Below are 15828 nucleotides of genomic sequence, written 5' to 3' on the forward strand. Positions count from 1 at the left end.
ACCCTACCGGCGCCCCGGGCCCCCGGTCCGGCGCCGGGTCACGGCACGGCCGATCCGACGCCGGGCCCGAGCCGCTGGAGAAGGGTCGCACCATGCCGCTGCTGAGCTGGCTGTCGGAGGGCACCGACGAGCGTCCGGACGCGATCCGCGTCGACGACCGGGCGGTGTCCGGGGTGGAGCTGCGCCGCCTGGCCGCGGCGGTCGCGGACGAGCTGCGCGGCGTCGACCGGGTGGCGATCGAGGCGACCTCGACCCTGGAGACGGTGGTCGGGGTGGTCGGCGCGCTGACCGCCGGGGCGGCCGTCGTGCCCGTGCCGCCGGACGCCGGGCCCATGGAACGCGACCACATCCTGCGTGACTCGGGGTCGACGGCGCTGCTGGTCCCGGCCGGCGCGGAGCGCCCGGCCGACGGCGCGGGCCGGGCCGTCGTGCCGATCGACCTGACCCGGCGCTCGGACGCCACGCACCCCGAGCCGGACCCGGCCCGCACCGCGTTGATCCTCTACACCAGCGGCACCACCGGCGCGCCGAAGGGCGCGGTGATCTCCCGCCGCGCGGTCGCCGCGTGCCTGGACGGTCTGGCCGACGCCTGGGCCTGGACGCCGGACGACCTGCTGGTGCACGGCCTGCCGCTGTTCCACGTGCACGGGCTGGTGCTCGGTGTGCTCGGGCCGCTGCGGCTGGGCAGCCGGCTGCACCACGTCGGCCGGCCGCGTCCGGATCGGTACGCGGCCGCCGAGGGGTCGATGTACTTCGGCGTACCCACGGTGTGGTCCCGGATCGCCGCCGACCCCGACGCGGCGCGGGCGCTGCGCCCGGCGCGGCTGCTGGTCTCGGGCAGCGCCGCGCTGCCGGCGGCGGTCTTCGCGGACCTCGCCGCGCTCACCGGCCACCGGGTCGTCGAGCGGTACGGGATGACCGAGACCCTGATCACGGTGAGCGCCCGGGCGGACGGTCCACGCCGTCCGGGCACCGTCGGGCTGCCACTGCCCGGAGTGCGGACGCGGCTGGTCGACGAGCACGGCGCGACGCTGCCCGCCGACGGGGCGGCGATGGGCGAGCTCCAGGTCAGCGGGCCCACCCTGTTCGACGGGTACCTCAACCGTCCGGACGCCGACGCGGCGAGCAGCACCCCGGACGGCTGGTTCCGCACAGGCGACATCGCCACCGTCGACCCCGACGGCTGGCACCGGATCGTCGGCCGGGCGTCCACCGACCTGATCAAGAGCGGCGGCTACCGGATCGGCGCCGGCGAGGTGGAGGACGCCCTGCTGGCGCACCCGGGGGTGCGGGAGGCCGCCGTGGTGGGGATCCCGCACCCGGACCTCGGCCAGCAGGTCACCGCGTACGTGGTGGGCGACGGGGTGGACGGGCCGGAGCTGGTGGACTTCGTGGCCCGGCACCTGTCCGCGCACAAGCGGCCGCGCGAGGTGCGCCTGGTCGACGCGCTGCCCCGCAACGCCCTCGGGAAGGTGCAGAAGAACCGGCTGCTGGCGGACTGACCGGTCGGCCGCGGCGACCCCGGTGGGGGCGAGCGGGTCAGACGGCCGCCGGGATGCTGATCGCGGTGACCACCAGGCCCCGGCCGACCAGGAACCGGCCGGCGAAGGCGGTCACCGGCACCCCGCCGAGCACCGGGCCGGGCACCAGCAGGTGGGCGGTGAACGTCCCGGCCGGATCGAACACGATGTCCGCCTCGGCGAAGTCCAGCCACCGGCCGGTGAGCGGGAACCACGCCTTGTAGACCGACTCCTTCGCGCTGAACAGCAGGCGGTCCCAGCAGATCGACGGGTCGGCGGCGGTGAGCACCGCGGTGCGGGCCCGCTCGGCCGGCAGGGCGATCGCGTCGAGCACCCCGTCGGGCAGCGGCGCGTGCGGCTCGGCGTCCACCCCGAGGGTGGCGAAGGCCGCCGTACGGCCGAGGACGGCCGCCCGGTAGCCCTCGCAGTGCGTCATGCTGCCGACCACGCCGTCCGGCCAGACCGGGGCGCCCCGTACGCCGGACAGGATCGGCACCGGGGGGAAGCCCAGCTCGCCGAGCGCCCGGCGGGCGCAGTGCCGCACGGTGGTGAACTCCCGGCGGCGCTTCTCCACCGATGCGGCGACCAGCGCCTCCTCCTCGGGGAACAGGGTCAGGCCGGCGGGGTCGGCGAACGACTCGGCCACCGCCACGGTGGAGGGCAGGATCTGCTCGATCACGGTCGCCGATGCTAGGCGCTGCGGCGGCCGGCACCGCCCCGACGCCGGCCGTAGGGTGCACCATAGGGGTCGGGTACGGGTGCCGGGCCGCGCGGGCGGCTGCCAGTCTGGGGGGTGCCCCGCCCACGGGCGGGGCACGCGGATTGGTCGGATGGATGCGGGAAAGCGATGCTCACTGGCAAGGTGGTGCGGTTCGACGAGGTGCGGGGCTACGGGTTCATCGCCCCGGACGACGGTAGCGACGACGTGTTCGTGCACGCGAACATGCTGGACGGTGACAAGTGGGCGTTGACGCCCGGTGTCCCGGTGGAGTATGACGCGGTGGAGACCGACCGCGGCCCCAAGGCCGTGTTGGTGCGGGTGGTCGGCGCGGCAGCGGCAGTGGAGCGGGCCGGGACGGCCCGGGCCGGCGTGCCGGTTGCCGGCGGGCGGGGTCGGGAGAGCGGGCAGGTCGCGGGCGGCGCGGACGACGAGGAGGGCCTCTGCGACGTGCTCTCCGAGCGGGCGTTCTACGCCGAGACCACCGAGGCGCTGGTGACCTCCGTGCCGGACCTGACCGGGGCGCAGATCGTGGCGGTACGCGCCCGGATGCTGGCCCTGGCCCGACGGCACGGCTGGGTGGAGGGCTGACCGCCGCCCGTTTCGGGCCGGAGCGTCCGGCCACGGCGGGGGCGGGCCGGCGCACGCCGATCGGCCGCAGGGCGCAGTAGGCCGCACGGTGCGAAGCGGCCGGGTCAGCCGGCGTCGACCAGCAGGGACTTCCTGATCCGGCCGAGCGCGGTGCGGGGCAGCTCGTCAACGAAGTGCACCCGCCGGGGGCGTTGGGCCGCCGAGAGGTGCCGCCCGACGTGGTCGATCAGCACCTGCGCGGTCACGCCCTCGGCGGCGACGACGTAGGCCGTGACCTGTTCGTCGAGCGTGTGGTGCGGCGTGCCGACGACGGCGGCGTCCCGGACGCCGGGATGGCTCATCAATGCCTCCTCGACCTGGCCGGCGTGCACCCGCCGGCCCCGGCTGTGCACCACGTCGAGCCCCCGCCGTCCGATGATCCGGTGTGACCCGTCGGCGGCCACGGTTGCCAGGTCACCGGTGGCGTGCCAGGGACCGGCCGCGCTCCGCCCGCCGCCGCCGACGTAGCCGCTGAACAGCGTCGGCCCGCAGACGCTCAGCTCGCCCACCGATTCGCCGTCGACCGGCACGGGCCGGTCATCGCGGTCCAGCACCCGGGTCTCCACGCCGGGCAGGGGGGTGCCGACGGCTCCGTCGACCGGCGGGTCGCCGGCCCGACCGGTCAGCGCGATGAGGGTCTCGGTCGTGCCGTACGCCTGGACCGGTGCGTGCGAGGTGAGCAGCCGGAGCCGCTCGGCCACGGCGGCGGCAAGCGGGGCGTCCGCGGAGATCAGGATCCGCGCCGCGGCCAGCGACCGGGCCAGCGGGCCGTCCCGCGCGATTCTCCCCCACTGCGTGGGCAGCGCCAGGTACATGGTGCCGGTCGGCCCCGCGCAGGCGTTCCGGTCGAGGTGGACGAGGCGGCTGCCGACCCGCAGCGCGCCGAGCAGACCGACGACCAGGCCGTACGCCCGGAACAGCGGCGCGCCCTGGACCACGACGTCGTCCCCGCTCCAGCACCAGGCGGCGGCCAGCAGGTCGAGGTCGGCGGCGATGGCGCGACGCGAGATGCGCACCCCGCGCGACGGCCCAGCGGCTCCTCCGGTGTAGAGGATGACCGCATCGGCGCCCGGCTCGGGCTCGGGATGGTGCGTCGAGGAACGCTGGCGCAGGTCGACGGGAACCGTGGGCAGCCGGTTGCCGCCGGGCAGGCGCGCTCCGAGGATCACCGTCGTCCCGGACTGCCGCAGGATGCGGTTCCGCTCGCACTGCCCGACGCCGGGCGGTAGTGGCACGAGCGGAACGCCCGCGTGGACGGCGCCGAGCATGCCCACGACCGTCTCCAGGGTCGGCGTGGCGTCGACCGCGACCACGCCCGCGCCCTTGATCCGGTCGGCGACCGCGTTGACGCAGCCGAGCAGTGCCTCGCTGGAGAGCGTGCCGCCGGCCATCCTGACCGCATCGGCCCGGTCCGCGCCCGATCCCCACAGCGCCGGCAGCAGTGTCATCCCCGTTATCCCCTGCCAGGGACGTGGACGAGTCGCGGCAGCAACTGGGACATCACGACGGCCACAGGACCCTTCACGTCATGGGGTTCGAGCAGCCCCATATCCGGCCATCCCGCCATCGACGCGGGGTGCCCCGAAATTAGGCTGCGCAATGGTCCGGCACAACCCCTAGCCGCCCGGCCAGGTCCCCTGCCCGAGGACGGCGGGCCAGGTAGGACGCGATGTGGCGTCGCCTTGGCGATGGCCGGCCGGACCGTTCTGGTTCGCCCGCGACACAGTGGAGTGAATTCCGTCCGGCAGGAGCGGTCGACAATGGAGCCGCATCGACGGCGAAATTGTCGGGCGACCACCGGACGGAGCGACGGGAAATCAATTCCACAAGCCAATCTATTTCAATTTTGAACAGGCCCGACACCCGCGGCGGCACCCGCTCCCGACAGCCGCTGGGCGCATAATTCATTTTTAACAACATAATCGCTTAATGTTCCCAAAGGTCCGAATCGGGCACGCCTGGGACGATGCCGCGACGCAAGCCCCTTCCCTTCCGGCCGATGCGACCACCGGAGGGTCACGCCATCGGGGCGGGGGACGCATTACCTCGCAAGGCAAACAGAGGATCTCTCATAATTTCCCCCGCCCACCAGGCATCCGGCACCTCCCTGGAAACCGGCCCGGGATGAGCCGGCCGACCACCGACCGGCGACGCGACCAGAACCCTGAGCGCGGGGCGTCGCACGACGCTCGTGAGGACCGACCGGGCGGGGGCAAACGCTCGCCCCAGCCTGGCCGCCACCACCGGGGTGAACTGCCCACATCCGACCGGCACCAGATTCCGCCCACCCCTGCGACGACCGACCGGACAGGTCCCGAGTGGCATGACGACACGGCCAGCCGGGCCGGGCGGGGACGAACCCTCGCTCGCGGCTCGCGGGCGGCTCGCGCACACCTAGCACGGGAAGGCGCGACAACCAATGGCCAACATCGTCATAAAAAGCGACCTCGACGACCGGCGCAACGCCGCTCACGTTACGGGATCAGGTGGCGACTTTCTGTTGTGGACCCCGCGCCGGACGCGTGATGGCGGCAGCAAGGGCACCGAACCGATGTTTGCCTATCCTTTACAAACCTCGGCTTGCCGCCCAATTGCCGAACTGCCATACTCCCACCATCACGGCGGTCGATAGGAGGGCCGACCAAGAGGGGCTGGGGAATTATCGCCGGCACTGGTGGGCCGCAACTCGGAGCCGCCAGTCGGTCAAGTCGGTCGATGGTTGCCCGTCGCTCCTCGACGGCGATCTATATAACCAAAACTGGAATGGGTCGAGAATTGCCGGTCTCCGATTTCGTCGAGCTCCAGGGCCGCGCAGGGCAGGTGGCGTGCCCGGTGACCGCGGGCCGCCCGCTCCACCGGGGGCCGCGTCGATGGAGCTGACCGAGCGGTCGTGCCAGCTCGACCTGCTGGAGCGCCGGCTCGCGGACCTGATCGCCGCCGGCGGCACCCCCACCGGCCGGACGGTGACCGTACTGACCGGCCCGGTCGGCTCCGGCAAGACCGCGCTGTTGCAGACCTTCGCCCGGCGCGCCGGCGAGGCCGGGGCGCGCGTCCTCGGCGCGAGCGCGTCCCGCGCCGAACGCACCGTCCCGCTGGAGGTCGTCCGCCAACTCGTCCGGGCCGCTGCGTTGGATCCCGACGACCGGGCCCGCGTCGGGCGGCTGCTGGACGCGGGCTCCCTCGCCTGGGCCGACGTCGACGGCACCGACGACGAGGACACGGCCCGCAGCACCGCCGCGATCGGCGGGGCCCTGCTCGAGCTGACCGCCCGGGGCCCGCTCGTCATCGCGGTCGACGACGTCCACCACGCCGACGTGGCGTCGCTGCGGTGCCTCGACTACATCGCCCGGCGGATCGCCGGCCTGCCCGTGCTGGTCCTGCTGACCGAGGCGCCGCGCACCAGGCCCTGGCGCCCCGAGGTCTACACCGAGCTGCTGCAACCCGCGAGGCTGCACCGCATCCGGCTCCCGCTGCTCACCGTCGACGGGACGTTCCAGGTGCTCGCCCACCGCCTCGGCGTCCCGGTTGCCCGGACCATCGCCGAGGAGAGCCACCGGATCAGCGGCGGCAGCCCACTGCTGGTGCACGCGCTCGCCGACGACCATGCCGCCGCGCCCCGGCCCGCGGACCACCCCGTCGCCGGCGAATCGTTCCGGGAAGCCGTGCTGAGCTGCCTGTACCGCTGCGAGCACCCGGTGCTCGAGGCTGCCCGGGTGCTGGCCGTGACCGGCGAACCCCTGCACGGCAACCTGCTGTCCCAGCTCGTCGGCGCCCGGTCGCGGTCCGCGCTGGGCGCCGTCGACGGCTCGACCAGCGCCGGGCTGGTCACCGAGGCGGGGCTTCGGCATCCGGCGGTGGGCCAGGCGGTGCTCGACGGGATGACCGCCGAGGAACGCGCCCGGCTGCACCTGGAGGCGGCCTGCCTGCTGCACGACGAGGGCGCACCGCCGGCACGGGTCGCGCCGCACCTGGTCAAGCTCGACGAGCTGACCGAGCCCTGGATGGCGCAGAGCCTGCTGGACGCCGGCGAGCAGGCGTTGGTCGACGGCGAGGTGGAGACCGCCCTGCGGTACCTGCGCCGGGCGAACCGGAACGCCGTCGGCGACTGTTTGCGGGCGCGGATCCGCTCCGCGCTGGCCCGCGCCGAGTGGCAGCTCGACCCGCAGGCGGCGGTCCCCCACCTGATCGGCGTCGCCACCGCCGTCCGCGCCGGGCACCTGGGCAGCGAGCAGGCGGCGGGGCCGATCCAGTACCTGCTATGGCACGGTGAGGTCGACAAGGCCGTCGAACTCGTCCAGCACCTGAACGACCGGGCCGACAGCGCGGATCCGCGGTCCGCGGCCGAGCTGCTCGTCACCACCGGCTGGATGTCCACCCTCTATCCCGGGGTCACGGTCGGCCGGCCCAAGCCCACCACCGCCTCCCGGGACCCGTTCACCATGGCCAAGGTCAGGCGCGGGCTCGAGGGAGCCTCCCTGCTGTCCGCCGCGCTCGAACGCGGTGACGCCACGGTGGTCGACGACGCCGAGCGGGCTCTGTCCACCGGCGGGCTGGACGACGAGTCGAGCATGTGGACCAGCGTCTGCGCCATCATCGCCATGATCTACGCCGACCGGCTGGACCTGGCCGGCGACTGGTGCGACCGGCTGGGGCGCACTCCGGCCGCCCGACGCCACCCCTCGCCATCGGCGACCCTCGCGGTCCTCCGGGCGTCCGTCAGCGGCCGGCTCGGCGACCTGCCCCGCGCGGAGCGGCTCGCGGACGAGGCGCTGGGCCAGCTCTCGCCGAAGGGTTGGGGGGTGGCGATCGGGATGCCGCTCGCCGTCCGCCTACGGGCCCTCACCTTCATGCACGAGCTCGACGCGGCGGCCGCCTGCCTCCAGGTGCCGGTCCCGCCGGCGATGTTCAAGACCCCGATCGGGCTGCACTACCTGCACGCCCGCGGGACGCACGCTCTCGCCACGGGAAGCCCCGAGGGCGCGCTGGCCGACTTCCAGCTCTGCGGGCAGTTGATGACCTCGTGGCGGCTGGACCACTCGGGTCTGGTCCCGTGGCGTACGGAGTCCGCCCGGGCGCTGCTCCGGATGGGCCGCCGCCAGCAGGCCGGGAAGCTGGTCCGGGAGGAGCTGGCCCGGCTGCGACCCGCCCAGCTGCGCTGCCGGGCCGCCGCACTGCGGGTGCTGGCCGCCGCGGAGGACGGGCCGGACCGGATCACCCACCTGCGCAGCGCCGCCCGGCTGCTGCGGCAGTGCGGCGACCGGGTGGAGCTGGCGCACAACCTGACCGACCTCGGCCACGCCTACCAGCAGGCCGGCGACCGGCGGGAGGCCCGCGCCGCGGCCCGGGCGGCCCGGGCCCTCGCCGAGGAGTGCGGCATCCCGCTGCTGCGCGCCAGCACGGCCACCACCGGCTCCGGTTCGGCCGAAGGCCCCGCCGGCACGGCGGTGGTGGTCGACGGGCTCAACGACGCGGAGTCCCAGGTGGCCACCCTGGCCGCCCAGGGCCACACCAACCGCGAGATCGCCGAGAAACTCTTCCTGACGGTCAGCGCCATCGAACAGCGGCTGACCCGGATCTACCGGAAGCTGCACGTCAACTCGCGCAACGAACTGGCCGCCCGGCTGCGGCTGAACCGGCCCGGCGCGACCCTGCTGCACCCGCCGCCCCCAGGGCAGAGCGAACCGGGGGGCCGTCCACGCGGGCCACGGTTCCGCTGACCGTCACCCGCCGTCCGCGCTCGCCGTCCCGTCCTGACCGCCTCCCTGCGGCAAGGTCCGGCGGGCGGGCGGCCGGCGCCCACCGACAGCGGACGGCTGTTCATCGGGTCACACTCCGGCCGTCCGGCCTGCCCCAAAGAACCGCGGTGTGGCACCGTCGAGGCGTACCACCGAAACCGGGCGTTCACGGTGTGGTCATCTCCGGCTGTCCGGCCAATCCCGACACCCCTTGCGGCGCCATGCGCAACCCCTAATGACGGACAAGATCCGCAGGTTTGCGCGCGAAACGATGGGGTCTCGCGCCCGTTGTCGCACCACCCCCCCGATGCCAGACTCGCCTGGTCGCACGGACCGTCCCCTGAACGGCGCGGTCCGGCGACAAATTTCCAGGTCCATCCGGCACGGCGGCCCGGTGCGCTCCACCCCTACCCCCGGTAGGCGCGGTGGAGGGGCGGCCGTCCGGCAAGGGGGAGCGGTGTCGGGCAGCGCCGGGGTTCCGGTTCCGCACCGCGTACGAGAAGGGCTGACACGCTGGTGTTGGTGCAGCAGGAGGAGCAGACGACCCGTCTCCGGCGGGCGTTCCGCGCGTGTGAGGAGCAGCAGCGAGGACACGTCGCGCTGGTCACCGGCGCGGTGGGGAGCGGCAAGACCAGTCTGTTGGAGGCGTTCGGCGAGTGGGCGGCCGCCACCGGCGGACAGGTGATGAGCGCTGCCGGTTCCCGGGCGGAGCGCGGGCTCCACCTGGGAGTGATCGGGCAGTTGTTCCACAGTGCACGGCTCGCGCCCGACGCGGCGGCCCGGGTCGAAAAGCTGATGGGCGACGCCACCTTCGCCATGTCCCTGCCCGAGCCCGGCGGCGAGGCCGCCGAGGGCGACCGGGCCTGGGCTCCCCTGCTGCACGGCCTCTTCGCCACCCTGCTCGACCTGACCGGCACCGGGCCCCTGGTCCTCGTCGTCGACGACGTGCACCACGCGGACCCGGCCTCGTTGCACTGCCTTCTCTACGTGACCCGTCGGCTGCGCCATGCCCGGATCATGGTCGTGCTCGCCGAGGCATCGACGCTGCGCCCGCCGCACCCGTTGTTCCGGGCCGAGTTGCTCAGCCAGCCGCACTTCGCCCGGATCACCCTGCCGCCGCTGACCGTGGACGCCATCGCCCGGCTCGTCGGCGGCGACACCGAGACCGCCGAGGCCCGGGAGACGGCGGAACGCTGCGTGCACATGACCGGCGGAAACCCGCTGCTCACCCGGGCGCTGCTCGAGGAGCGGGCCAGCGGCGGGACGGGCGACGGCGACGGCCCGGCCGTCGGCGACGCGTTCGACCAGGCCGTGCTCGGCTGCCTCTACCGGCACGAGCCCGGGGTACGCCGGGTGGCGCAGGCGCTGGCGGTGCTCAACCGGCCCGCCCCGACCGAGCTGCTCGGTCACCTCCTCGACGTGGCACCCGAGGCCACGGTCCCGGCGGTGCGGGTGCTGCGCACCTCCGGCCTGATGGAGGCCGACCAGCTGCGCCACCCGCGCATCCTGCACTCGATCCTCGGCGACATGTCACCCGACGAGCGGCGGGGCCTGCACCAGCGGGCCGCCGAGGTGCTGCACGACCACGGCGCCGAGCCGAGCGTGGTCGCCGAGCATCTGGTGGCCGCCGGCGGGGCGGACGCGCCGTGGGTGGTGCCGGTGCTCCAGGACGCCGCCGGACACGCCCTGGCCTCGGGCCGCCCCGACGTGGCCGCCGCCTGCCTGCGCCTCGTCTCCCGCGTGTGCGTGGACGAGCGGCAACGGGCCGCCACCACCGAGATGCTGGTGAGCGCCCGCTGGCAGGTCAACCCGCTCGCCGTGAACGGACACCTCAGCGAGCTGGTGGAGGCGGCGCGGGCCGCCGGGTGGTCCAGCGATGTCGGCCTGTCCGCCGTGCCCTACCTGCTCTGGCAGGGTCGGGTGGAGGAGGCCACCGAGGCGGTCAGCGGCTTCTCCACGGAGGACGAGCACGGCCCGGGCGGCGTGGCGACGCGGCTGCGGATGATGCAGCTGCTGGTCGCGCTCTCCCACCCGGACCACCTGGCCACGGTGCGGGAGGCTCCGACGGCGTGGAGCCGGGCGGCGAGCGCGCCGGCCACGATCAGCCCGCTGTTGCAGGCGGTGACGGTGCTGCACACCGCGCTGACCCCGGCCGCGGAGAACGACACCGTGGCGACCGCCGAGCAGCTCCTCCAGCGTCACCACACCGACGACGGCTCGCTGGGTCTGCTGACCGCCCCCCTGCTGGCGCTGCTGTGGGCGGGCCGGTCCGACCGGGCCGCCGCCTGGGGTGACGTCCTGCTCGGCCGGCCGGCCGCCCGGCACGCTCCGGTGTGGCGGGCCGTCATCCGGGCGGTCCGGGCCGAGGCGGCGCTGCGCGTCGGTGACCTGCCCGGCGCCGAGCACCACGCCCGCACGGCGCTGGAGGACATCCCCGCTCCGGCATGGGGTGTGGCGGTCGCGGGCCCGCTGGCCACGCTCATCGCCTGCGCGACCGAGGCGGTGCGGCTGTCCGAGGCCGACCGGTGGCTCGCCCACCCGGTTCCGCCCGGCATGTTCCGCACCCCGCTGGGACTGCACTACCTGGCCGCCCGCGCCCGGCACCACCTGGCCGTACGGCGGCCCCACGCCGCGATCACCGACCTTCGGCGGTGCGGCGAGCTGATGCGCACCTGGGGCATCGACGCCGCCGGGCTGGTGCCGTGGCGGCTGGAGCTTGCCCGGGTGCAACTCAGCGTCGGCAACAAGGCGCAGGCCACGCAGCTTCTCCAGGAACAGCTGCGGGTGCCGCACGGGGTCGACGACCGGACCCGGGGTCGGACGCTGCGGCTGCTCGCCACCACCGCCGCCCCGGACCACCGGCGCAAGCTGCTCTCCGAAGCGGTCAACCTGCTCCAGTCCAGCGGCGACCGCCTGGAGCTCGTTCGAGCCCTCGGCGACACCGGCCAGACGCTGCAACGGGCCGGCGACTCCGCCCGCGCCCGGCTACTCGTCCGCCGGGCCTACCAGCTGGCCCAGGACTGCGGCGCGTCGGTGCTGGCCCAGCGCCTGATCCGGCGGGAGCCGGGCAGCGGACTGCCGGCGTACCCGACGGCCGCCGAGATGCAGGAGCCGGACGACGGGCTGAGCGACGCCGAGCGTCGGGTGGCCGCGCTGGCTGCCCAGGGGCACACCAACCGGCAGATCTCCAGCAAACTGTTCATCACCGTGAGCACGGTCGAGCAGCACCTGACGCGGGTCTACCGCAAGCTCGACGTGAAGCGACGCACCGACCTGCCGTCCCGGCTCGTCGCGTACGCGGAGGGGCTGGCCGAGGAGACGCAGGGCGCCGCCTCCTGACCCACGCCGAGGGGCGCCGCGCCCACGCACGGCGCCCCTCGGCGCGTACGACAGCCGCAGGCTCAGCCGACGGCGACCCCGGCGGGTCGGCGGGCCGGGGCCTCGTCGCGGTGCCGCAGCACGAGGTCGGCGGCGGCGACGACCCCGCCGGCCCGTCGCATCCGCCGGCTCCACAGCTCGGCCCGCTCCCGGAACGAGTCCTCGCGCAGCAGGCGCGTGAGCTTGGCGACGATGTCCTCGACGTCCAGGGCGTCGGTGTGCTCGACGGCCAGCGCCACGCCGCTGTCGACCGCGCGCGCCGCGCCGTCCGGGCAATCCAGCCAGAACGGCATCACCAGCTGCGGCGTGGCGAAGTGGACGCCCTCGTGGACGGCGTTGGCGGCGCCGTGGTTGAAGAAGGCGCGCACGTGCGGGTGGGCCAGCACCCGCAGTTGCGAGGGCAGCCACGCCTCCACCCGCAGGTTGCCCGGCAGCCGCTCGGCGGGCGGGAGGAACTGCTGCTGGCCTGCGGGCAGTTTCCACAGCACGGCGTGCTCGGGCCCGAGCCGGTCGGCGACCTCGACGATCGCCCTCACCTGCCCGGGAGACAGTCGCATGATCGTGCCAAACCCCACGTAGACCACCGAGGGGTGGTCGTCCAGCCACCGGGTCAGCTCGTCGTCCCCGTCGGCCGGCGGCAGCTCCCGGGGCACCACCGGACCGAGCATCCGCAATGTCGCCGGGGCGGTCGGGAACGGGTACTCGAAGCCGAAGACCGTGTACGACATGAGCGCCGCGGCGGCCTCGGCGTAGAGCGCCGGCCGCATCTCCGGGTTGTGCAGGCCGGCGGCCCTGCGGGCGGCCACAGCGGCGAGGTTCCGCCGCAACCGCTCCGGCCGCGTCAGCGCCCGGACCAGCCGGTTGCGGAAGCGCGCGTTGGTCGCCTGCTGCTGCGGCGTCATCCGCTCCGGCATCCCGGAGAACGGGGTGGGATAGCGGGGTGGCAGCAACTCCTGGAGGAAGTTGGACGGCGGCAGCGAGATGCTGACCACGAAGGGCACCTGCCGGGTCTGCGCGGCGTCCATGGCATAGGTGGCGAGGCTGTCCACCACGGCCAGCGCCGGCCCGATCTCGTCGATCATGTCGAGGCAGCGCCGGTAGAGCTGCTGGAGGTAGTCGTAGTCGGTGCAGAGATCGACGTAGCGCGCGAAGCTGTCCACCCGGTCGCCGGTGGTCAGCGCCCGGTACGTCGCGTCGTCCCAGGCGTGCGGTGACGACTGCGGGCGGGCCGGCCCGAGCGAGACGAACGAGACCTCGCCTGGGCCGGGCAGCGCCCCCACGTCCGCCCGGCGGTCCTCCGTGGACGCGAAGCACACGTTGCGGACGCCCCGGGCCTTCAACTCGCCCACGATGCTGAGCAGCGGGTTGAACAGCCCGGCGCTGTTGTAGGCGACCACCAGCACGGCTCGGCCGCGGTCGTCTCCGGTTCTGACCACCATCGCCAGCACTCCTTCCCGCCATCTGGCGGCTCGCGCCGTCCCGTTACCTGGGCCGCCGTTCGGCGGTCTCCCGGCGGCACACGGTGCGGTCGCGTGCGGTCGGGCACAGGCGGGCTGATGGTGGAGCCGTTCAGCCAGGCGAGCGGGGTCGGCTGTCAAGGCGTGTCGATGCGGCACACGGGTCGGCGGAGCGTCGAGGCGAGGGTTTACCACTCCTTGGCAGCCCGGCACCCTCTGTTACCGCTATCTATATAGATAGTCATAACTTACATGAAGACGATGGCGTGGCGGTGCGGTCCACACTGATTTGTCCGGGCGAATCGGCCCGGTCCGCGCGGCAACGCGGAGGCGCGGCCCTACGGCCTCCGGAAACACGAAAGACCTCCGGGTGGGGCGGAGCCTTGACAGGCCCCACCCCACCCGGAGGTCTCCCACCACCTCGCGGTCACCGCCGGATCATCGGCGGAGAAGGACAACTAGTCCATCGAGCGCTTCATGAAGCCGCGCATGCCGATGGCCGAGAACACCACGAAGACACCGGCGAGGACGGTCATGCACAGCCAGAGCGGCACGGACTCGACCCCCGGCGGGGCGACCAGCGACCGGGTCGCCTCGCTGATGTAGGTCAGCGGGTTGAGCGAGCAGATCACCTGGTACCAGCGCAGCCCGTCCAGGCCGAGCAGCGGGAACTGCGTCGCGCCGGTGAACATCAGCGGGGTCATCACCACGGTGAACATGATCTGGATGTGCTGCGTCGGGACCAGGGTGCCGAAGGTCAGGCCCACCGCAGCGCCGACCAGCGCGCCGACCGCCAGCACCCCGATCACCTTGAGTACCACCGCCCAGGGCCAGGTGACGTCGAGCATGAGCATGCCGACCGGGATCAGCACCACGCCCGCGATCAGCCCGCGGATGCCGCCGAAGACGATCTTCTCCAAGGCCACCAGCGGGATCGCCATGGGCGACAGGAGGCGGTCCTCGATCTCGCGGGTGAAGGAGAAGTCCATCACCATCGGCAGCGCGGTGTTCTCGAGCCCGATCAGGAAGGCGTTCAGCGCGATCACGCCGGGCAGCAGCACGTTGGTGAAGTCGTCGCTGGCGTACCCCAGGTCGCCGAGCACCTTGCCGAAGATCAGCAGCATGAACAGCGGCTGGATGAAGACCTGGAGCAGGAAGCCCACCAGTTCCCGGCCGGTGACGAACAGGTCCCGCGAGAGCACCGCGCGGAACGTGGCGAACTGGTCCATCGCGCGCACCGGCGGCGGCGCCGCGGCCGTCGACGGCGCGGACGGGGTGGCGGGGGCGGTGACGCTCACCGAAGTTCCCTTCCGGTCAGGTGGATGAAGACGTCTTCCAGGCTGGGCTGGCCGATGTTGAGGTCCCGGACCTCGCATCCCAGGTCGGCGAGGATCTTCATCGCCATTGGAATCGCGTTTGCCGGCTGGGTGCTGGTGTAGACCCGGAAGGAGAGCGGGGCGTCCGGATCAGCGGGCGCCTCCGCGGCCGGTGCCGGCAACGGCATCGCCGGCATGCCGGGGAATGTCGGCGCCGCGGCGGGGGCGGGGTTCTTCACCTGGAAGTGTTCCACCTGCTCCACGTCCGGGATGGCACCCAGTGCGACCCGCACCTCCTCGGCGGGGGCACCGGGGGTCACTACGAGGGTCAGCGTGCTGCTGCCGGGCAGGGTACGGGTCAGCGCGGCGGGGGTGTCCAACGTGAGCAGCTTGCCGTGGTCGATGATGCCGACCCGGTCGCAGAGCTTCTCCGCCTCGTCCATGTCGTGGGTGGTGACCACCACGGTCACCCCGGCCTGCTTCAACTCGGCGACCCGGTCGTGCACGAAGAGCCGGGACTGCGGGTCGAGGCCGCCGGACGGCTCGTCGAGGAAAAGCACCCGGGGCGAGTGCATCAGCGCCCGCGCGATCATGGTGCGCTGGGCGAGGCCGCCGGAGAGGAAGTCGGTGCGGGAGTTGGCGAACTCCTTCAGCCCCATCTGCTCCAGCAGTTCGTCGGCGCGGCGGATGCGCTCCGCCCGGGGCACCCGGTGGTACGCCGCGTGGAACAGCAAATTCTGCCGGACGGTCAGCGCCCGGTCCAGGTTCACCCGCTGGGGTACCACCGCCAGCATCTGTCGGGCTACAGCCGGGGCGCCGATCACGTCCGCGCCGCACACGGTGGCCCGGCCGGAGGTGGCCCGCACCCGTGTGGTCAGCACCCCGATCGTCGTCGTCTTGCCCGCGCCGTTCGGCCCGAGCAGACCGAACACCTCACCCGCGGCGACGGAGAAACTCAGTCCGTCCACCGCCGGCGGCATGTTGGGCTGGTACTGCTTGACCAGCTCCGTGACCACCACTGCCTCGTCCACGTCGTCATGCTCCCGTCCTGTTCGTGGATCCGATAGATGTGCG

The 15828-nt window shown here is 73.6% G+C and carries 9 protein-coding genes; 4 read left to right on the top strand and 5 right to left on the bottom strand.

The window, feature by feature from the left end:
- The first annotated feature begins 92 nt into the window (after positions 1-92).
- Positions 93-1502 carry an acyl-CoA synthetase gene (locus ACZ6O2_RS26075; protein WP_466024667.1) on the top strand — a complete coding sequence of 470 codons (1410 nt, stop codon included), beginning with the start codon at positions 93-95 and terminating at the stop codon, positions 1500-1502.
- A 37-nt stretch (positions 1503-1539) separates the two neighbouring features.
- Here the strand turns inward: ACZ6O2_RS26075 and ACZ6O2_RS26080 are convergent, their stop codons facing one another.
- Entirely contained in the window at positions 1540-2199 is a 660-nt protein-coding gene (locus tag ACZ6O2_RS26080; protein WP_466024668.1) for a 4'-phosphopantetheinyl transferase family protein, read from the bottom strand.
- A 168-nt stretch (positions 2200-2367) separates the two neighbouring features.
- Here ACZ6O2_RS26080 and ACZ6O2_RS26085 point away from each other — a divergent pair, with 168 nt between their 5' ends.
- Positions 2368-2829: a cold-shock protein gene (locus ACZ6O2_RS26085; protein WP_350711472.1), complete on the top strand. Its 462-nt coding sequence runs from the start codon at positions 2368-2370 to the stop codon at positions 2827-2829.
- Positions 2830-2933: 104 nt separating this feature from the next.
- Here ACZ6O2_RS26085 and ACZ6O2_RS26090 read toward each other — a convergent pair whose 3' ends face one another.
- Positions 2934-4316, bottom strand: a complete 1383-nt coding sequence (locus ACZ6O2_RS26090; protein WP_350711470.1) for an AMP-binding protein — start codon at positions 4314-4316, stop codon at positions 2934-2936.
- Between the two features lie 1422 nt (positions 4317-5738).
- On the opposite strand from ACZ6O2_RS26090, the gene ACZ6O2_RS26095 reads away from it, so the two are divergent.
- Together ACZ6O2_RS26095 and ACZ6O2_RS26100 are read left to right on the top strand one after the other, a co-directional pair.
- Positions 5739-8585: an AAA family ATPase gene (locus ACZ6O2_RS26095; protein ID WP_466024669.1), complete on the top strand. Its 2847-nt coding sequence runs from the start codon at positions 5739-5741 to the stop codon at positions 8583-8585.
- 540 nt (positions 8586-9125) lie between these two features.
- Complete coding sequence (locus ACZ6O2_RS26100) at positions 9126-11942, top strand: helix-turn-helix transcriptional regulator (RefSeq protein ID WP_466024670.1); 2817 nt, start codon at positions 9126-9128, stop codon at positions 11940-11942.
- Positions 11943-12004: 62 nt separating this feature from the next.
- Here the strand turns inward: ACZ6O2_RS26100 and ACZ6O2_RS26105 are convergent, their stop codons facing one another.
- The 3 genes from ACZ6O2_RS26105 to ACZ6O2_RS26115 all read right to left on the bottom strand — a co-directional run bounded on the left by ACZ6O2_RS26105 (position 12005) and on the right by ACZ6O2_RS26115 (position 15785).
- A complete protein-coding gene (locus ACZ6O2_RS26105; protein ID WP_466024671.1) occupies positions 12005-13420 on the bottom strand; it encodes a glycosyltransferase in 1416 nt (471 codons plus the stop codon).
- A gap of 476 nt (positions 13421-13896) precedes the next feature.
- Complete coding sequence (locus ACZ6O2_RS26110) at positions 13897-14736, bottom strand: ABC transporter permease (protein WP_350711463.1); 840 nt, start codon at positions 14734-14736, stop codon at positions 13897-13899.
- Complete coding sequence (locus ACZ6O2_RS26115; RefSeq protein WP_350711461.1) at positions 14733-15785, bottom strand: ABC transporter ATP-binding protein; 1053 nt, start codon at positions 15783-15785, stop codon at positions 14733-14735. Before ACZ6O2_RS26115 ends, ACZ6O2_RS26110 begins: the two co-directional genes overlap by 4 nt.
- Positions 15786-15828 lie beyond the last annotated feature (43 nt).

This window comes from Micromonospora sp. NPDC048040 (assembly GCF_055587185.1).